The organism is Burkholderia sp. Ac-20392, from assembly GCF_017104585.1.
Taxonomy (GTDB): Bacteria; Pseudomonadota; Gammaproteobacteria; order Burkholderiales; family Burkholderiaceae; genus Burkholderia; species Burkholderia lata.
In genome coordinates this window covers 1-17,952 of record NZ_JAAGPB010000146.1, presented here as the reverse complement: position 1 = coordinate 17,952, position 17,952 = coordinate 1, and the positions used below count along the sequence as shown (strand labels likewise).

Genomic DNA, 17,952 nt, shown 5'->3' with positions numbered 1-17,952 from the left:
ACGCGGCGCGGCCGGCTGGCCGCCCGGCGCACTGCCGGCGGCAACCGCCGGCTCGAACGCGAGCATCCGCAGCAGCGTCATCGTGAAACCGGCGTACTCGTCCGGCGCCAGGCCGAGCTCGGCGCGACCGACGGTCGCGATCTGATAGAACAACTGGACCTGCTCGGGGCTCAGCGTGTCGGCGAAACGGCGCAGGTCGCCTGCTTCGGGCCATTCGTCGAGCACCGAGCCCGGCGCGAACTGCGCCCACGCGATCCGGTGCAGCAGGCTCGCAAGATCCTGAAGTGCGGTCGAGAACGACAGGCTGCGCAGCGACATCTCGTCGGCAATCGCGAGGATTTCCGGGCCGCTGCCCGCGGCAAGCGCGTCGAGCAGACGCACCATGTAAGTCTGGTCGAGCGCGCCGAGCATGCCCGACACGGCCGACTCGGTCACTTCGTTCGCCGAATAGGCGATCGCCTGGTCGGTGAGCGACAGCGCGTCGCGCATGCTGCCCTGTGCGGCACGCGCAAGCAGGCGCAGTGCCTGCGGCTCGAACGTGATCTGCTCTTCGCCGAGAATCCGCTCGAGATGCGACACGATGTGCCCGGCCGGCATCTGCTTCAGATTGAACTGCAGGCAGCGCGACAGCACGGTGACGGGAATTTTTTGCGGATCGGTCGTCGCGAGGATGAACTTGACGTGCGGCGGCGGCTCCTCGAGCGTCTTCAGCATCGCGTTGAACGCGTGATTCGTCAGCATGTGCACTTCGTCGATCATGTAGACCTTGAAGCGCGCATCGACGGGCGCGTACACCGCGCGCTCGAGCAGCGCGGCCATTTCATCGACGCCGCGGTTGCTCGCGGCATCCATCTCGACGTAATCGACGAAACGCCCTTCGTCGATCTCGCGACAGGCGCGACACACGCCGCACGGCTGCGACGTGACGCCGGTTTCACAGTTGAGTGCCTTGGCGAAGATCCGCGACAGCGTCGTCTTGCCGACACCGCGGGTTCCGGTAAACAGATAGGCGTGATGGAGACGCCCGCCGTCGAGCGCGTGCGTAAGCGCCCTGACGACGTGCTCCTGGCCGACGAGCGAAGCGAAATCCTTCGGACGCCACTTGCGTGCGAGAACTTGATAGGTCATCGGGAAATTGTATCAGTAACGCTGCGTCGCGCCGACACGCGAAACGGTGCGGAAGACAGGCAACGGGCAGGTAAAACGGAGTGTGATGCAGAAATAAAAAACGCCCTGCGAATGGGGCGAGAAGGAAGGTGACGAGCCCAACCCTCGGCACTGGCGGAAAACGATTGTGGCTGCTTCGTTCCCGACCTGACCAGGTTCACCGCCCCACCATGCGAGGAGGCCCGTCACGGCATATTCTATCACCGCTTCCGGATGAATGCGACCGTTTGTTCGCACCAATGCGCATATGACCCGACAAACCGACGCGCGCCGGGCTGCAGGAAGCTCGCCCGATGCGAATTGCATGCGCACCCACCCCTTGTAATTTACGGGCCGGCCTCCACCTGCTGGACACAACGGTCGAACGTCGCGTCGTACCCCTACTCGCGTAGCGGCTACTATCGCCGCCCGCAGCAGATAGCAATTTAGGCTAATATGACGCCCGAACGACCCGCGAGCCGCGGCATGCAGCGCTTACACCCCTCCTTTCCGGAGAGCGGAGTGACCTGCCGCAGCGGCCGGCCGCCAACGGCAGCCGGTACGCCGCAACGCGCAAGCAGGCAGTCCCCGAACCGTAAGAGGTATTGACCCAATGAGCGAACAGATCAAACACATCAGCGACGCATCGTTCGAACAGGACGTCGTCAAGTCCGACAAGCCCGTGCTCGTCGATTTCTGGGCCGAATGGTGCGGCCCGTGCAAGATGATCGCCCCGATCCTCGACGAAGTCGCGAAGGACTACGGCGACAAGCTGCAGATCGCGAAGATCAACGTCGACGACAACCAGGCAACGCCCGCGAAGTTCGGCGTGCGCGGCATCCCGACGCTGATCCTGTTCAAGAACGGCGCGGCCGCCGCGCAGAAGGTCGGCGCGCTGTCGAAGTCGCAGCTCACCGCATTCCTGGACAGCCACCTGTAATACAGGCAGTTCCGCGGACGTGTTGTCAACCGGCAACACGTCCGTCGACAAGCCGCCGATCGCTCGCTCAAGCGCGAATCGGCCTATGCTAGAATTAAAAAACGTCTACAAGACGCATTTAAGTCTCTGAGCGCTTCCGCTCGCCCTCCTCCCTTTATTTCTTTCGTCGTCTCCTCCCTGGCGGGTTCTCCGTATGCATTTATCCGAGCTCAAGTCTCTGCACGTCTCCGAACTGATCGAAATGGCCAATGGCCTGGAGATCGAAAACGCGAACCGCCTGCGCAAGCAGGAGTTGATGTTTGCCATTCTTAAAAAACGCGCCAAGACGGGTGAGACGATCTTCGGCGACGGTACGCTCGAAGTGCTGCCGGACGGCTTCGGCTTCCTGCGCTCGCCGGAAATGTCGTACCTCGCGAGCACCGACGACATCTATATCAGCCCGTCGCAGATCCGCCGCTTCAACCTGCACACCGGCGACACCATCGAAGGTGAAGTCCGCACGCCGAAGGACGGCGAGCGCTACTTCGCGCTGGTGAAGGTCGACAAAGTCAACGGGCAGCCGCCCGAGGCCTCGAAACACAAGATCATGTTCGAGAACCTCACGCCGCTGCACCCGAACAAGCCGCTGTCGCTCGAACGCGAAATGCGCGGCGAGGAAAACGTCACGGGCCGCATCATCGACATGATCGCGCCGATCGGCAAGGGCCAGCGCGGCCTGCTCGTCGCGTCGCCGAAGTCGGGCAAGACCGTGATGCTCCAGCACATCGCACACGCGATCAAGCAGAACCACCCGGACGTGATCCTGTTCGTGCTGCTGATCGACGAGCGCCCTGAAGAAGTGACCGAAATGCAGCGTTCGGTCGCCGGCGAAGTGATCGCATCGACGTTCGACGAACCGGCCACGCGTCACGTCCAGGTCGCCGAAATGGTGATCGAGAAGGCCAAGCGCCTCGTCGAAATGAAGCACGACGTCGTGATTCTGCTCGACTCGATCACGCGTCTCGCACGCGCGTACAACACCGTGATCCCGGCATCGGGCAAGGTGCTGACGGGCGGTGTCGACGCAAACGCACTGCAGCGTCCGAAGCGCTTCTTCGGCGCGGCGCGCAACATCGAGGAAGGCGGTTCGCTGACGATCATCGGCACCGCGCTGATCGAAACCGGCAGCCGCATGGACGACGTGATCTACGAAGAGTTCAAGGGCACCGGCAACATGGAAGTGCACCTCGAGCGACGCCTCGCGGAAAAGCGCGTGTATCCGTCGATCAACCTGAACAAGTCGGGCACGCGTCGTGAAGAAATGCTGATCAAGCCCGAGATCCTTCAGAAGATCTGGGTGCTGCGCAAGTTCATCCACGACATGGACGAAGTCGAGGCGATGGAATTCCTGCTCGACAAGATCCGCCAGACGAAGAGCAACTCCGAGTTCTTCGACCTGATGCGCCGCGGCGGCTGATCGCCCTCGCCCCGCATCAAAAAGACGGCCGCCCGCGCATCCTGCCCGGCGGCCGTTTTTCGGTGTCAACCTGAACGTGAACGTACAGGTTGACCTATAATCGCGCCATCGCCCACATCGAATCCCCCGCCTCCCGATGCCGAACGACGCCCCCACCCCGCTGCTGACCGTGAGCGATGCCGCGTCGCGGCTCGGCGTCACGCCGCGCACGCTGAAGTATTACGAAGAGCGCGGACTCGTCACGCCGTCGCGCAGCGAAGGCCGCTATCGCCTCTACGACGAAGCCGACCTCGAGCGCTTCGCGCGTATCCTGCGGCTGCGGGCGCTCGGCTTCTCGCTGCACGGCATCACCGAAATGCTGAAACGCCCGCTGGAAGAAACGGGCGACGGCCGGCGCCGCTATTCGGACGCGTCGCTGCGCGACATCCGCACCGGCCTTGCCGAGCAGATCGACACGCTCGACCGGCGGATCGCGGCCGTCCAGCGCGAACTGAAGGAAGCCGTCGCGCTGCGCAAGGAACTGCAGCACGACATCGACTACGTCGATCGGCGTCTTGCCGGCGAAAACGCCGATGCGCTGATCGCGCAGCGGCAGGCCGAAGCCGGCACGCGGCGCGCGCGCAAGGCGCGCGAATGAGTGCGATGCCCGGTCGCTCGCCGCTGTGGAGCCGCGCGAACCTGCGCGCGGACCTGTTCCCGTGGGCGCTCGCGCTCGTCACCGGCATCGACTATTTCGACAACGCGATCTTCTCGTTCTTCGCGAGCTACATCGCGGGCGGCATCAACGCATCGCCCGACGAACTCGTGTGGTCGTCGAGCGCCTACGCGGTCACAGCCGTGCTCGGCATCCTGCAGCAGCAATGGTGGGTCGACCGGCTCGGCCATCGCCGCTACGTCGCCGGCTGCATGCTGATGTTCTCGTTCGGCGCGATCGCGGCTGCGCTCGCCGACACGTCGCTCGAACTCGCGTTCGCGCGCGGCTTTCAGGGGTATTTCATCGGCCCGATGATGGGCGCGTGCCGGATCCTGATCCAGATCAGTTTCAAGCCGCAGGAACGGCCGCCCGCGACACGCGCGTTCCTGATCATGATCCTGCTCGGCAGCGCGCTCGCGCCGATCGTCGGCGGCCTGCTCGTCGCGCATTCGACGTGGCGCGCGCTGTTTGCGTGCTCGGCGCCGGCCGGCATCGCGTTCGCGATCCTCGCGCTGCTCACGCTGCCCGATTCGGGCCGGACACCCGACGACGAACGCGGCTCCGGGCACTTCTGGCCGTATGTCGTGTTCGCGCTCGCGCAAGGCGCACTGCAGATCGTGCTGCAGCAGGTGCATTACCAGCTCTACAGCGGCTCGCCGATGCTGATCCTGCTGACGATCGCGGGGATCGGCGCGCTTGCGTGGTTCGCGTATCACCAGTGGAACCATCCGACGCCGCTCGTGCGCCTGCACGCGTTCCGCGAACGGACGTTCCAGGTCGGGTTGCTGCTCTACATGTTCTATTACTACGAGTCGACCGGCTTCAGTTACCTGACGTCGCGGTTTCTTGAAGGCGGCCTCGGCTATCCGGTCGAGAACGCCGGGCGGCTGGTGGGCACGATGTCGCTGATTTCGGCCACCGCGCTGTTCGCGTACCTGCGTTACGCGAAATTCGTCACGCACAAGAAGTGGTTCGTCGTGCCGGGGTTCGCGATCGCCATCGCGGCCGCGCTGTGGATGACGCGCATGACGCCGCAGGTCGGCGAAGCCGCGCTAATCGTCCCGCTGCTGCTGCGCGGGCTGCTGCTCCTCTTCATCGTGCTGCCGGTGGCCAACCTGACGTTCCGGATCTTCGCGATCGACGAATACACGCACGGCTACCGGCTGAAGAACATCGTGCGGCAACTGACCATCTCGTTCGCGACGTCGTCGGTGATCATCGTCGAACAGCACCGCGTGGCCGTGCACCAGACACGGCTCGTCGAACGCGCGAACGTGTTCGACCCGGTGTTCCAGCAGACCGTCGAGGCACTGACGCGCAGCTATACAGCCGCCGGCCATGCGCTGAACGAGGCGCACGGCCTCGCAATCGCGTCGATCGCGCGGATGGTCGCGCAACAGGCGTCGTTCCTCGCATCGCTCGACGGCTTTTACTTCCTCGCGGGCGTGGCGCTGGTCGGCGGCCTCTTTGCGGCATGGCAAAAAGAGATCGATTGAGTTAAAAGACAGGCTTTGGATTTCCGCGAGCCGCCTTCATGCTCTCGAAACTGACCCGCTGGTTCGACGACCGCCGCCGCGACCGCGCGCTGCGCAGCCACCCGATCCCCGATGCGCTGTGGCAGGACACCGTCGAGCGCCTGCCGTTCCTCGCGGCACTGTCGCCCGACGCGCTCGGCCGGCTGCGCGAACTGACGAGCCTGTTCGTCGCGAAGAAATCGTTCTCGACCGCCCACGGGCTGGAGCTGACCGACGCGATGATCGCCGCGATCGCCGCGCAGGCCTGCCTGCCCGTGCTGAATCTCGACCTGTCGCTGTACGACGGCTGGGTCGGCGTCGTCGTGTATCCGGGCGAGTTCGTGATCCGCAAGACGGTGCAGGACGAGGATGGCGTCGTCCACGAAGTCGAGCAGGATGCAAGCGGCGAGGCCTGGGAAGGCGGCCCCGTGATCCTGTCCTGGGAAGATGCGCAGATGACGGACGGCCGCGACGCATACAACGTCGTGATCCACGAGTTCGCGCACAAGATCGACATGCTCAACGGCGCGGCCGACGGCTATCCGCCCCTATTTCGGCGCTGGCATGCGCCGCACCTCGATGCGCAGGCGTGGGCCGACGTGTTCGAGCACGCGTACGATCAGTTCTGCGCGCGCGTCGATGCGGTGCCGGACCGCGCGTGGGCGCGCTTCGAGCGGGATTCGCTGATCGATCCGTATGCGGCCGACCACCCGTCGGAATTCTTCGCGGTATGCAGCGAAGCGCTGTTCGTGCGGCCGAAAGCGTTCGAGTCCGAATTTCCGGAGCTGTACCGACTGCTCGCGCGCTACTACCGGCAGGATCCGGCCGGCACCGGCGCACTCGACGCACCATGAAAATTATTCGTCAACCATCTGATTTTCTGGCATAATCGCCGTTTTTCGACCTTAGGCAAGTGGCTCGCGCCGGGCTTGGCGTCGTCTGGTTTGCGCAATATGCGCGCTCCGGCACGGCAAGCGGCGGGTTGGCTACCGCTCTCACCAAGGAAAGACCATGAAAGAAGGCATCCACCCGAATTACCGCGAAGTCGTCTTCCAAGACATGTCGAACGGCTTCAAGTTCATCACGCGCTCGACGATCCAGACGCGCGAAAACATCGAACTCGACGGCAAGACCTACCCGCTCGCCAAGATCGAAGTGTCGTCGGAATCGCACTCGTTCTACACCGGTCAGCAAAAGATCATGGACACGGCAGGCCGTGTCGAGAAGTTCAAGAACAAGTTCGGCGTTCGCGCCAGCGGCAAGGCGAAGTAAGCTTCGCATTGCATCCGGTGGTTGCATTGCACCGGTACCGCACAAAAGGGCAGCCCAGGCTGCCCTTTTTTGTCTCTGCTCGCCCGGCAGCCGCCAGCCGGCGCCCGGGCAACGACCTGACGCGCAACAGCGGGCGCGTCTACAATGCCGGATGCTCGAAACCGGCTCCACCGCGCGCATCCGCGCCGGCCACCCGCCCATAACAAATCGCTCATCTGCATGAAGCCTGTCGTCCGTCTCACCGCCTCCGCCACGCGCGCGCTACCGCGCTGGCTGCTGCTCACGCTCTGCTTCGTCTACGCAGCGTTCGGCCTGTTCGGCCGCGACCCGTGGAAGAACGAGGACGCGGCAGGCTTCGGCGTGATGTGGACGATGGCCAAGGGCGGCTGGCACGACTGGCTGCTGCCGAACCTGGTCGGCAAGTTCATCACGACCGACGGGCCGCTCGGCTACTGGCTCGGCGCACTGTCGATCCGCGGCCTGGGCCCGTGGGTCGACGCGAGCAACGCGTCGCGCGTCGATACCGGCGTGCTGTTCTGCGTCGCGTGCGCCTTCGTCTGGTATGCGGCCTACCTGCTCGGCCGGCGTGCCGAGGTCCAGCCGTTCAAATACGCATTCGGCGGCGAGCCCGAGCCGCGCGACTACGGCCGCACGCTCGCCGACGGCGCGCTGCTGGTACTCGTCGCCTGCTTCGGCCTCGCGGAGCGCGGGCATGAAACGACGCCGCAGCTCGCGCAGTTCGCGTGGATCGCGATGCTCGTCTACGGGATCGTGCGCGGCATCGACAAGCCGATGCAGGGCGCGTTGTGGTGGGGCCTCGCGATGGGCCTCGTCGCACTGTCCGGCAATCCGGTGCTGGTCGTCGCCCTGCTCGCCGGCACGGCCGTGCTGTGGCTCGTCACGCCCGAGATGCGCAACCTGCGCCTGCCGCTGGTCGGCGTGCCGCTCGCGGCCGCGATCTTCGCGCTGTGGCCGCTGGCCGCGTTCGTCGCGGCGCCCGACGATGCCGCTTGGTTCTTCAACCAGTGGATCCACGGCAGCCTGATGCGCTTTTCCGGCCCGCCGACCGCCGTGCTCGGCTATGCGGCGAAGAACCTGCCGCTGTTCACGTGGCCCGCGTGGCCGCTCGCGATCTGGGCATGGTGGAGCTGGGCCGGCATGCGCCGCCGGGCGCACGTCGCGATTCCGCTGTCGGTCGCCGTGCCGCTCGTCGCGCTCGTGATCCTGCAGAGCCAGCAGTCGAACCGCATGTACATGCTGCTGCTGCCGCCGCTCGCGGTGCTCGCGACGTTCGCGCTGCCGACCCTCAAGCGCGGCGCGATCAACGCGATCGACTGGTTCGCGGTGCTGAGCTTCACGATCCTCGGCACCTTCGTGTGGCTCGTGTGGCTCGCGTCGATCACGGGCTTCCCGCATCCGCTCGCACGCAACCTCGCGCGCCTCGTGCCCGGCTACGAGCCGCACTTCAAGATCCTGTCGTTCGTCTGCGCGGTGATCGCCACCGTGTGCTGGTGCTTCCTCGTGCGCTGGCGCATCTCGCGGCAGCCGAAAGTGCTGTGGCGCAGCGTCGTGCTGTCGGGTGCGGGCACCACACTGATGTGGGTGCTGCTGATGACCCTGTGGCTGCCGATCGTCAACTACGGCCGGACCTATCGCGACGTCGCGCAGCAGATCGCGGTGCACCTGCCGTCCGACTACGAGTGCATCTCGCCGGTGCGGCTTGGTGACGCGCAGATCGCAACCTTCGCGTATTTCGGCAACATGCGCTTCGATTTCTCCGGCGACTGCGACGTGATCCTGCGCCAGGACCGCGCGGACTTCGGCGAGCCGAGCTCGATGTCGCAATACGTGTGGCGTCTCGTGTGGGAAGGCCGACGCGCCGCCGACCGCGACGAGCGCTTCCGTCTGTACGAGCGCATCGAACGGCCGAAGACGCCCGTCAAGCGACGTCCGCCGCGCCGCCAGCCGGCCGATTGACGATGTTCGGCGACATCCGCCGGATCGTCGGTCTCGCGTGGCCGGTGCTCGTCGGCCAGCTCGCGATCATCGCGTTCGGCGTGATCGACACCGCGATGGTCGGCCGTTACTCGGCCGTCGACCTGGCCGCGCTCGGGCTCGGCTCGTCGATCTACATATCGATCTATATCGGCCTGACGGGCATCCTGTCCGCGCTGCAGCCGATCACCGGGCAGCTGTACGGTGCGCGGCGCTATGCCGAGATCGGCGAGGAAGTGCGCCAGGCGCTGTGGCTCGCGTTGCTGCTCGCGGTGCCCGGCTTCCTCCTGCTGCATTTTCCCGAGCCGCTGCTGCGTGTCGCGCACACGCCCGCCGCGTTGCACGACCGCACCGTCGACTACCTGCGCATCCTGTCGTACGGGCTGCCCGCCAGCCTCGTCTTCCGCATCTACAACGCGCTGACCAACGCCGCCGGCAAGCCGCGCCTCGCGATGATCCTGCAGATCGGCGCGCTGCTGCTCAAGTTTCCGCTCAACGTGTGGTTCATCTTCGGCGGGTTCGGCGTGCCGGCCCTCGGCGGCCCCGGCTGCGGGCTCGCCAGCACGCTGATCAACTGGGCGCTCGCGCTGATCGGCTACACGCTGCTCGCGAAGCTCGACGTGTTCGCGCCGCTCGCGATCTTCTCGCGCTTCTGCTGGCCGGCCTGGGAACGCCAGAAGGCGATCCTGAAACTCGGCGTGCCGATGGGCCTGTCGTACCTGATCGAGGTCACGTCGTACACGTGCATGGCGCTGTTCATCGCGCAGTTCGGCACGACGACGCTCGCCGGCCACCAGATCGCCGGCAACATCGGTGCGGTGCTGTACATGACGCCACTGTCGATCGGCGTGGCGGCGTCGACGCTGGTCGCGCGCGCGCTCGGCGCCGGACGGCCCGAGGAAGCCCGGCTGCTCGGCCGGCACAGCGTGATCTTCGCGTGCGGCATTGCCGCGACCTACGGCCTGCTCGTGTTCGTGCTGCGCCCGCTGATCATCGGCGGCTATACGCCGAACCCGACCGTCGCCGCGGCCGCGATGCCGCTCGTCGCGATCGTCGCGTGCTACCACGTCTTCGATGCGCTGCAGGTTACGTCGGCATTCGTGCTGCGCGCCTACAAGGTCGCGGTCGTGCCGACCGTGATCTATGCAGTCGCGCTGTGGGGCGTCGGACTCAGCGGCGGCTACGCGCTCGGTTTCGACGTGGGCGGCATCGCGCCCGCATGGCTGACCGGCGCGCGCGGCTTCTGGTTCGCGAACACGATCAGCCTGATGCTCGCGGGCGCCGGGCTCGTGCTGTACCTGCGCCGCGTCAGTCGCGCGCATGCCGCCGTGTCTACGTCCGCCTGACGCGTTGCCCGCTACGTCTCCTCAAGCACGTCGGCCGCGTGATACGACGACCGCACGAGCGGGCCGGCGACGACTTCCCTGAAACCGAGCAATAACGCCTCGTCGCGCCACGCGGCAAATGCGTCCGGACTCACATAGCGCCGCACCGGCAGATGGTGCGCGGACGGCGCGAGATACTGGCCGAGCGTCAGCACGTCGACGTCATGCGCACGCAGGTCGCGCAGCGTGTCGCGCACTTCGTCGTCACCCTCGCCAAGGCCGAGCATCAACCCCGATTTCGTCACCAGCCCCGGCCGTGCCCGCTTCGCCAGTGCGAGCAGTTCGAGCGAGCCGCGATAGTCGGCACCCGGTCGCGCCGCGCGATACAGCGACGGCACCGTCTCGATGTTGTGGTTGAACACGTCGGGCCAGGCGGTCGAGAGCGCATCGAGCGCGCGGGCCACGCGACCGCGGAAGTCCGGCGTCAGCACTTCGACGCCGATACCCGGCACGCTCGCGCGCACCGCCGCGATGCACGCGGCGAAATGCGCGGCGCCGCCGTCGCGCAGGTCGTCGCGGTCGACCGACGTGATCACGACGTAGCGCAATCCGAGCGCCGCGGCCGCCTCGGCCAGCCGCGCGGGCTCGTCCGGATCGAGCGGTTCGGGACGGCCGTGCGCGACGTCGCAGAACGGGCAACGCCGCGTACACAGCCCGCCCATGATCATGAAGGTCGCCGTGCGCTGCGCGAAGCATTCGCCGATGTTCGGGCACATCGCCTCCTCGCAGACGGAATGCAGCCGATGGTCGCGCAGCACGGCCGCCATGTCGGCAACCGCCGCGCTCATCATCGGCCGCGCGCGCAGCCATGGCGGCTTCGGCAACGCCGCACCGGCCGCAGGCTCGACGCGCACCGGAATGCGCGCGAGCTTGTCGCGACTTCTCGCGCCCGGCTGGCCGAGCGCCGTGAGGCTGGGTCGTTCGAGCGCGGCGGCCATCGTCAGTCTCCGAGAAACGCGACGATCAAGCGGTTCACGTCGGCGGCGGCCTCCATCTGCACCATATGCCCGCTGCCGGCGATCACCTCGGCGCGCACGCCGTCAGGCAGACCCTGCGCGTGCCGCGCCGGGATCACCTGGTCGTGCTCGCCCCAGATCACGAGCGTGCGCGGCGCAAGCGTCGCGAGCCGGTCGCGAAACACGCGCCGCTGTGCGGCACCGTCGAACGCGGCATTCGCGATCTTTTCCAGCGCGGCCTGCACGCCTTCGAGCCGCTTGTACTTGACGAGATCCTCGACGAGCTGCCGCGTGACCAGCGCGTTGTCCGCGAACAGCGCGCCGAGGTGCGGCTTCAGCGTGTTGCGGCTGTTACCGGCGACGAAGCCGTCGATGTAAGCACGGTTGATGTCGGTGCCGAGCCCGGCGCTCGCGATCAGCGTCAGTGACGCGACACGTTGCGGCGCGCGCTCGGCCGCCGCCATCGCGACCGCACCGCCCATCGAATGGCCGATCAGGTGGGCGTGGCCGATGCCCTTCGCATCGAGCAGCGCGAGCACCGCGTCTGCCAGTTCATCGAGGCTGCCCGTCTCGACCGCCTTGCCCGACTCGCCGTGACCGGGCAGGTCGAGCGCCCACACCGGCCGGTGCGCGGCGAGATCCGCGTGATTGAACAACCAGTTGTTGAGGTCGCCGCCAAAGCCGTGGATCAGCACGGCGGGTGTGCCGCTGCCTTCGCCGAGCGTCAGGAAGCGCACCGTCCGGCCGCCGATCTGCGCCTTTTCGGGCTGCGGGCCCGCGGCTTCGTCGGAAGCCGCGCTCGGCACGAAATCGCGCTGGAAATCGGCGATTGCCGCGTCGATGTCGGCATCGCTCGCATCGGCGGCCGCGACGACGCCGAGCAGCGCACCGACCGGCAGCGTCTCGCCCTCCTGCGCGACCTGCCGGCGCAGCGTGCCGTCGAACGCGCATTCGACGCCCGACGAGATCTTGTCGGTCTCGACGTCGAGCACTTCGTCGCCCTTCGTCACGCGTTCGCCGAGCGCCTTCAGCCAGCCGTTGACCTGCCCCTGCTCCATCGACAGCCCCCACTTGGGCATCGTGATCATGTGAATCGACATCGTGTCAGCTCCTCGTCTTCAGGACCGCCTGCGCAATCGCATCGGCGGACGGGATATACAGGTCTTCCAGCACGCTCGCGAACGGCGCGGGCGTATGCGGCGCAGTGACAAGCTCGATCGGCGCCTTCAGCGCATGGAACGCACGCTGCGCGACGAGCGCGGCAATGTCGGTCGCGATCGAGCAGCGCGGGTTCGCTTCGTCGACGACCACCACGCGCCCGGTGCGCTCCGCGCTTTCGAGGATCGTTTCCTCGTCGAGCGGCGACGTCGTGCGCAGGTCGATCACGTCGACCTGGATGCCGTCCTTGGCGAGCTTCGCGGCCGCGTCCAGCGCGAGATGCACCATCCGGCCGTACGTGACGATCGTCGCGTCGTCGCCGTCGCGCATCACGTTCGCTTCGCCGAACGGAATGGCATAGGACTCCTCAGGCACGTCGCCTTCGCGGGTATAGAGCAGCTTGTGTTCGAGGAAGATCACGGGATCGTTGTCGCGGATCGCCTGGATCAGCAGCCCTTTCGCGTCGTACGGCGTCGACGGGCACACGACCTTCAGCCCCGGAATGTGCGTGAACAGCGACGTGAGCATCTGCGAATGCTGCGCGGCCGCGCGCAAGCCGGCGCCGTACATCGCGCGGATCACGACCGGCGTCACGGCCTTGCCGCCGAACATGTAGCGGAACTTGGCGGCCTGGTTGAAGATCTGGTCGAAGCACACGCCCATGAAATCGATGAACATCAACTCCGCGACGGGCCGCATCCCGCACGCGGCCGCTCCTACCGCCGCGCCGATGTAGCCGCCTTCGGACAGCGGCGTATCCAGCACGCGGCCTGGAAACTTGTGGAACAGTCCCTTCGTCACGCCGAGCACGCCGCCCCATGCGTCGTCCTCGCCCGGCGCACCCGCGCCGCCTGCGTTGTCCTCGCCCATCACGATCACGCTTTCGTCGCGCGCCATTTCCTGTGCGAGCGCTTCGTTGATCGCCTGCGAATAAGTGATCTTCCTTGCCATGTCTGTCTCCTGGAATGTTCGGTTCGCCGTGCCGGCCGCGGTGTCAGGCCGCGCTCACGGGTACGACACGTAGACGTCGGTCAGCAGGTCGGCCGCGTCGGGTACCGGCGCAGCCTTGGCCTGCGCGACCGCATCGTCGATCAGCGCCTTCACCTGGGCATCGACCGCGCGCAGGTCGGCGGTCGTCAGCGCTTCGGCCCGCACGACGCGCGTTTCGAAATGCTTCAGGCAGTCCTTCTCGTCGCGCAGCTTCTGCACCTCGCCGGGTGCGCGGTAGGTTTGCGCGTCGCCTTCGAAGTGACCGAAATAGCGCGTGAACTTCACCTCGACGAGCGTCGGGCCGCCGCCGTTGCGCGCCCGCTCGACGGCTTCGCCAAGCGCTTCGTGCACCGCGAAGAAGTCGAAGCCGTCGACGATCACGCCCGGCATCCCGAACCCGTTCGCACGATCGGCGATGTTGTCGGTCGCGACCGACCAGCTCGACGACGTCGCTTCCGCATAGCCGTTGTTCTCGGCCACGAAGATCGCGGGCAGCCGCCACACCGACGCGAGGTTCATCGATTCGAAGATCACGCCCTGGTTCGATGCGCCGTCGCCGAAGAAGCACACGCCGACGCCGCCGGTCTTCTTGTGCTTCGCCGCGAGCGCCGCACCGCAGACGAGCGGGCCGCCCGCACCGACGATCCCGTTCGCGCCGAGCATCCCCATCGCCAGGTCGGCGATGTGCATCGAGCCGCCCTTGCCGTGGCAGACGCCCGTCTTCTTGCCGTAGATCTCGGCCATCATCCCGTGTACGTCGACGCCCTTCGCGATGCAATGGCCGTGGCCGCGGTGCGTGGTCGCGACGTAGTCGTCGAGGCCGAGGTGCAGTATCGTGCCGACCGCGGACGCCTCCTCGCCCGCATACAGGTGAACGAAGCCGGGGATCTCGCCGGTCGCGAATTCGACGTGCAGGCGCTCCTCGAATTCGCGGATCGTGCGCATCAGCCGGTAGGCGTCCAGCAGCTTGTCCCTGCTGAGCTGTGTCGAAGCGGTCATGTGTGTCTCCTGGGTAGGTCTGACTGCGAATGCCGCCGCGGCCGGGCCGTGGCGACGGATTTCACGGCCTGCGGCCGTCAGTGGAACGTGAAGCCGCCGTCGACGTTCACGGCCTGGCCCGTCACGTTGTCCATCGTCGCGAAGAACAGCGCGAGCCGGCCCATGTCCTCCGGCGTCTGCGCGCGGCCCTGCGGAATCAGCGTCAACTGGTGCCGCTGCCACGACGCCTCGACCGATTCGCCGTCGGCCTTCCATTCGTCGGACAGCCGGTCCCACATGTAGGTACGCACGATGCCGGGGCAGATCGCGTTGACGGTCACGCCGTCGCGCGCGACCTCCTTCGCGAGTGCATTCGTGAAGCCAACGACCGCGAATTTCGATGCGCTGTAGTGCGCGAGATTCGGAAAGCCTTCCTTGCCGGCGATCGATGCGACGTTGATGATCCGGCCGTGGCCCTGTGCCTTCAGCGGTGCGAGCGCCGCGCGGCAGCCGAGGAACGTGCCCTTCGCGTTCACGTCCATCACGAAATCCCAGTCGCGCTCGGTCAGTTCGCCGACCGGATGAATGCTGATCACGCCCGCGCAGTTCACGAGGATGTCGAGCCGGCCGAGGTCGGCGATTGCCTGCGCAACCATCGCATCGACCTGCGCGGCCTGCGTGACGTCGACCTTCGCGACCGCCGCCCGGCGGCCGAGCGCGCGGACTTCGCGCGCGGTGGCGTCGAGTGCGTCGTCGAGCAGGTCGGCCAGCAGGATGTCGGCGCCCGCGCCGGCGAGCGTCAGTGCAATGCCGCGGCCGATACCGCGCGCGCCGCCGGTGACGATGGCGACCTGTCCTTCGAGTGGGGCTGTCATGGCAATGTCTCCTGGATGATCGTTATGGATGTCGAAATGTCACTCGGTAAAACGGTCTCAATAGCGCCACTCGCCGGCATCGCGCAGCAGTTGCCGTGACGACGCGTAGCGCAGCGTGCGGCCGACGTCGACCGTCAGCGGCCCGCGCCAGTCGAGCGAGATCTCGTAGCGATCGCCACGCGCGACCTCGATCTCGCGCTCGCCGTCGAACGCGAGCGTGCCGTGCTCGAACGGGATCGTCTGCCATGTACCCGGTTCGAGTCGCTCGCAACTGCGCATCACGACGCGATCGACGCGGCCCGGCGCAATCGGCGCGACGAGCGGTGTGCCGGCCGTCTTGCCTTCGCCCGCGAAACGCATCGCGAGCCCGTGCGGCGCGCTGCGCTCGAGCGGCGCCCACGCGCCGCCGAGTGCGGACAGGCCGATCCCGTCCGGATCCGCAAACGTCAGGTAGAGCGAATCGATGTCGTCGGACCCCGAGATCGCGCGGGCGCCGATGAAACGCTGCCGCGCAGCGCATACGTCGACGAGCGCGATCTCCTCGCGCCCCGGCTGCGCACCCGCCACGCAGCGCACGACGAGCCGCTTGTTGCGCGTGAATGCGACTTCGGCCGGCACCGCGCCGGTCGCGGCAAGTCCTGCCGCGACACCGGCGACGGTGGCTTCGCGATGTTCGGGAAACGCGTTGTTGGTGCCGGTGGACAGTGCGACGAGCGGCGTCGCGCCGCAGTGCGCGGCGACGGCGCGATGGGTGCCGTCGCCGCCAAGCACGACGATCAGCGCGACTTCCATCCGGTGCAGGTATGCAGCGCCGGCCTGGGTATCGGCGACGGAGTCGGTGATCGGCAGGTCGACGAATTCGACTTCGGGCCAGCGCTCGTGCGGCGCGACCGCCCGATGCGTATCGATCGCACGCAGCAGCAGCGTCGCGATGCCCGTCCGGTCGCGCAGCGTCAGCACGCGCTCGACGCCCATCGCGCCGAGGCCGGCCAGCAGGCGCACGACCATGTTCGCCTTCTCCGCCGTCGGAAATACGGATGCATGCGTCGTAAGGCGGCGGATGTCGCGCCCCGATGCGGGGTTCGCGATCACACCGACGGTAACGGGCGTCGTCACGGGTTTGTCTCCATCCAGTTGGCCGGCCGCGGCGCGTTGGCGTGCTGCGGCCCTGCCTGTCTCGTCCGCTGCCATCGTCGGGGGGCGGATCGTCGTCATCGACGCGACCGCGCCGACTTGCCCGTGATCTCTGCAAGCGGCGTGCCATCGTGCGTGCGATGAACGTGAAACCCTTGTGAATGCTGGCGAGGCGGGGATGTCGGTGTTTCTGATTCGCTGCTGGAAGGATGGAACGTGTGGCCATTCGGCCCGCTCGTCTCACATCGCTGATTCAACGAAACGGCCACTGTGACGCCGGTGCAAGCGCACCGTTCCGCCCGCAAACCGTGCGGTATCGCGGCGCCGCGCAGGCCGCGTCATGCCGGACGATTGCCGCATCTCGTACATGAACGCGTCTCAACGACACGAGACAGCCCGCGATACCGGTGAGACGAACGTCTCACGCACGCCGCGTGCTGCGATGCAATGTGATCCGTCGAACGGGATGTGCTACAAGAACATCGCATCCCCCGCCGTACGGAACCGGAGCCGACCATGCCTTACGCCGTCCCCCAGGCCCAGCACGCCGACCGTGTACTCGGCGCGCTCGCCGGACGCCTGCCCGCGCCGGCCGAATCCACGCGCCTCGTGTCGTCGTGGCAACGGTCGCTGGAGCGCTATTGTCTCGACCCCGCTTCTTCGATCGGCCCGCGCGTGCTGACCGCAGCCGAGCTGCGTGAAGTGCGCGACAAGGAGGAGGCCTTCCTGCGTGCGTCGGGCCAGTGTCTGACGCGGCTGCACGAGATGATTCGCGTCGCCGACTACTGCGTGATGCTGACCGACGCGCACGGCGTGACGATCGACTACCGGATCGACCGCGAGCGCCGCAACGACTTCCGCCATGCGGGGCTGCACATCGGCTCGTGCTGGTCGGAAAGCGAGGAAGGCACATGCGGTGTCGCGAACGTACTGACCGATCTCGCGCCGATCACCGTGCACAAGACCGATCACTTTCGTGCGGCGTTCACGACGCTCACCTGCAGCGCGGCGCCGATCTTCTCGCCGGGTGGCGAACTGATCGGCGTGCTCGACGCGTCGGCCGTTCATTCGCCCGACGGCCGCGACAGCCAGCGTCTCGTCTATCAGCTCGTGCGGCAGAGCGCGGCGCTGATCGAGGACGGCTACTTCGTGCACAGCACCGCGCAGCACTGGATCCTGTTCGGGCATCCGAATCGTCACTACGTCGAGGCGCAACCCGAGTGGCTGATCGCGTTCGACGAATGCGGCAATATCGTCGCCGCGAACCGGCAGGCGCGCGACGCGCTGCCGGCGCTGCGCGAACCGCGCCATATCGACGAGATCTTCGATGCGACCGAGATGCCGCTGCGCGATGCCGCGCGGCTCGATGCAATCGTTGCGCTACGGCTGCGCGCGACCGGCGCACCGCTCTATGCGCGGCTGCGTGCGCCGCTACGGCGCACCGGCCGCGAACCCGGCA

16 protein-coding genes and 1 other RNA gene are annotated in these 17,952 nt (G+C 66.8%); 9 read left to right on the top strand and 8 right to left on the bottom strand.

Features of this window, described 5'->3' with window-relative positions; all coding sequences use genetic code 11:
• Both dnaX and ffs read right to left on the bottom strand, forming a co-directional pair.
• Window positions 1-1,128, bottom strand: a 1,128-nt coding sequence (gene dnaX / locus G3N99_RS17740) for a DNA polymerase III subunit gamma/tau (protein ID WP_206123056.1), incomplete at its 3' end; no start/stop codon positions are given.
• 127 nt (window positions 1,129-1,255) lie between these two features.
• Window positions 1,256-1,354: signal recognition particle sRNA small type (ffs, locus tag G3N99_RS17735), an RNA gene on the bottom strand.
• Between the two features lie 405 nt (window positions 1,355-1,759).
• On the opposite strand from ffs, the gene trxA reads away from it, so the two are divergent.
• From trxA to G3N99_RS17695, 8 genes are all read left to right on the top strand, one after another.
• Window positions 1,760-2,086: a thioredoxin TrxA gene (gene trxA / locus G3N99_RS17730; RefSeq protein ID WP_006402348.1), complete on the top strand. Its 327-nt coding sequence runs from the start codon at window positions 1,760-1,762 to the stop codon at window positions 2,084-2,086.
• 193 nt (window positions 2,087-2,279) lie between these two features.
• Entirely contained in the window at window positions 2,280-3,542 is a 1,263-nt protein-coding gene (gene rho / locus G3N99_RS17725; RefSeq protein ID WP_006478662.1) for a transcription termination factor Rho, read from the top strand.
• A gap of 136 nt (window positions 3,543-3,678) precedes the next feature.
• A complete protein-coding gene (locus G3N99_RS17720; RefSeq protein ID WP_174945919.1) occupies window positions 3,679-4,179 on the top strand; it encodes a MerR family transcriptional regulator in 501 nt (166 codons plus the stop codon).
• Window positions 4,176-5,732, top strand: a complete 1,557-nt coding sequence (locus G3N99_RS17715) for an MFS transporter (RefSeq protein WP_206123055.1) — start codon at window positions 4,176-4,178, stop codon at window positions 5,730-5,732. The genes G3N99_RS17720 and G3N99_RS17715 overlap by 4 nt, the downstream gene beginning before the upstream one ends.
• A gap of 38 nt (window positions 5,733-5,770) precedes the next feature.
• Window positions 5,771-6,604, top strand: a complete 834-nt coding sequence (locus G3N99_RS17710) for a M90 family metallopeptidase (protein ID WP_174941104.1) — start codon at window positions 5,771-5,773, stop codon at window positions 6,602-6,604.
• Between the two features lie 157 nt (window positions 6,605-6,761).
• On the top strand, window positions 6,762-7,022 hold the full coding sequence (locus G3N99_RS17705) for a type B 50S ribosomal protein L31 (RefSeq protein WP_006753671.1): 261 nt from the start codon (window positions 6,762-6,764) through the stop codon (window positions 7,020-7,022).
• Between the two features lie 144 nt (window positions 7,023-7,166).
• Window positions 7,167-8,999, top strand: coding sequence for a glycosyltransferase family 39 protein (locus tag G3N99_RS17700; RefSeq protein ID WP_174941106.1), 1,833 nt, complete (start codon window positions 7,167-7,169; stop codon window positions 8,997-8,999).
• Between the two features lie 2 nt (window positions 9,000-9,001).
• Entirely contained in the window at window positions 9,002-10,363 is a 1,362-nt protein-coding gene (locus G3N99_RS17695; RefSeq protein WP_206123054.1) for an MATE family efflux transporter, read from the top strand.
• Between the two features lie 11 nt (window positions 10,364-10,374).
• Here the strand turns inward: G3N99_RS17695 and lipA are convergent, their stop codons facing one another.
• The 6 genes from lipA to G3N99_RS17665 all read right to left on the bottom strand — a co-directional run bounded on the left by lipA (window position 10,375) and on the right by G3N99_RS17665 (window position 16,475).
• Window positions 10,375-11,340 carry a lipoyl synthase gene (gene lipA / locus G3N99_RS17690; protein WP_206123053.1) on the bottom strand — a complete coding sequence of 322 codons (966 nt, stop codon included), beginning with the start codon at window positions 11,338-11,340 and terminating at the stop codon, window positions 10,375-10,377.
• 2 nt (window positions 11,341-11,342) lie between these two features.
• On the bottom strand, window positions 11,343-12,458 hold the full coding sequence (locus tag G3N99_RS17685; RefSeq protein ID WP_206123052.1) for an acetoin dehydrogenase dihydrolipoyllysine-residue acetyltransferase subunit: 1,116 nt from the start codon (window positions 12,456-12,458) through the stop codon (window positions 11,343-11,345).
• 4 nt (window positions 12,459-12,462) lie between these two features.
• On the bottom strand, window positions 12,463-13,467 hold the full coding sequence (locus G3N99_RS17680; RefSeq protein ID WP_174941110.1) for an alpha-ketoacid dehydrogenase subunit beta: 1,005 nt from the start codon (window positions 13,465-13,467) through the stop codon (window positions 12,463-12,465).
• Between the two features lie 54 nt (window positions 13,468-13,521).
• Complete coding sequence (locus G3N99_RS17675) at window positions 13,522-14,505, bottom strand: thiamine pyrophosphate-dependent dehydrogenase E1 component subunit alpha (RefSeq protein WP_011352284.1); 984 nt, start codon at window positions 14,503-14,505, stop codon at window positions 13,522-13,524.
• Window positions 14,506-14,582: 77 nt separating this feature from the next.
• Window positions 14,583-15,359, bottom strand: a complete 777-nt coding sequence (locus tag G3N99_RS17670; protein WP_206123051.1) for an SDR family NAD(P)-dependent oxidoreductase — start codon at window positions 15,357-15,359, stop codon at window positions 14,583-14,585.
• Between the two features lie 57 nt (window positions 15,360-15,416).
• Window positions 15,417-16,475, bottom strand: coding sequence for an NAD(+)/NADH kinase (locus tag G3N99_RS17665; RefSeq protein ID WP_206123050.1), 1,059 nt, complete (start codon window positions 16,473-16,475; stop codon window positions 15,417-15,419).
• Window positions 16,476-17,009: 534 nt separating this feature from the next.
• Between G3N99_RS17665 and G3N99_RS17660 the strand changes: the two genes are divergently transcribed.
• Window positions 17,010-17,952, top strand: a 943-nt coding sequence (locus G3N99_RS17660; protein WP_206123049.1) for a GAF domain-containing protein, incomplete at its 3' end; no start/stop codon positions are given.

Bases quoted from the DNA above. Each gene is read 5' to 3' on its own strand.
- trxA (WP_006402348.1), top strand. From the start codon at position 1,760: ATGAGCGAACAGATCAAACACATCAGCGACGCATCGTTCGAACAGGAC.
- rho (WP_006478662.1), top strand. From the start codon at position 2,280: ATGCATTTATCCGAGCTCAAGTCTCTGCACGTCTCCGAACTGATCGAA.
- G3N99_RS17720 (WP_174945919.1), top strand. From the start codon at position 3,679: ATGCCGAACGACGCCCCCACCCCGCTGCTGACCGTGAGCGATGCCGCG.
- G3N99_RS17715 (WP_206123055.1), top strand. From the start codon at position 4,176: ATGAGTGCGATGCCCGGTCGCTCGCCGCTGTGGAGCCGCGCGAACCTG.
- G3N99_RS17710 (WP_174941104.1), top strand. From the start codon at position 5,771: ATGCTCTCGAAACTGACCCGCTGGTTCGACGACCGCCGCCGCGACCGC.
- G3N99_RS17705 (WP_006753671.1), top strand. From the start codon at position 6,762: ATGAAAGAAGGCATCCACCCGAATTACCGCGAAGTCGTCTTCCAAGAC.
- G3N99_RS17700 (WP_174941106.1), top strand. From the start codon at position 7,167: ATGCCGGATGCTCGAAACCGGCTCCACCGCGCGCATCCGCGCCGGCCA.
- G3N99_RS17695 (WP_206123054.1), top strand. From the start codon at position 9,002: ATGTTCGGCGACATCCGCCGGATCGTCGGTCTCGCGTGGCCGGTGCTC.
- lipA (WP_206123053.1), bottom strand. From the start codon at position 11,340: ATGGCCGCCGCGCTCGAACGACCCAGCCTCACGGCGCTCGGCCAGCCG.
- G3N99_RS17685 (WP_206123052.1), bottom strand. From the start codon at position 12,458: ATGTCGATTCACATGATCACGATGCCCAAGTGGGGGCTGTCGATGGAG.
- G3N99_RS17680 (WP_174941110.1), bottom strand. From the start codon at position 13,467: ATGGCAAGGAAGATCACTTATTCGCAGGCGATCAACGAAGCGCTCGCA.
- G3N99_RS17675 (WP_011352284.1), bottom strand. From the start codon at position 14,505: ATGACCGCTTCGACACAGCTCAGCAGGGACAAGCTGCTGGACGCCTAC.
- G3N99_RS17670 (WP_206123051.1), bottom strand. From the start codon at position 15,359: ATGACAGCCCCACTCGAAGGACAGGTCGCCATCGTCACCGGCGGCGCG.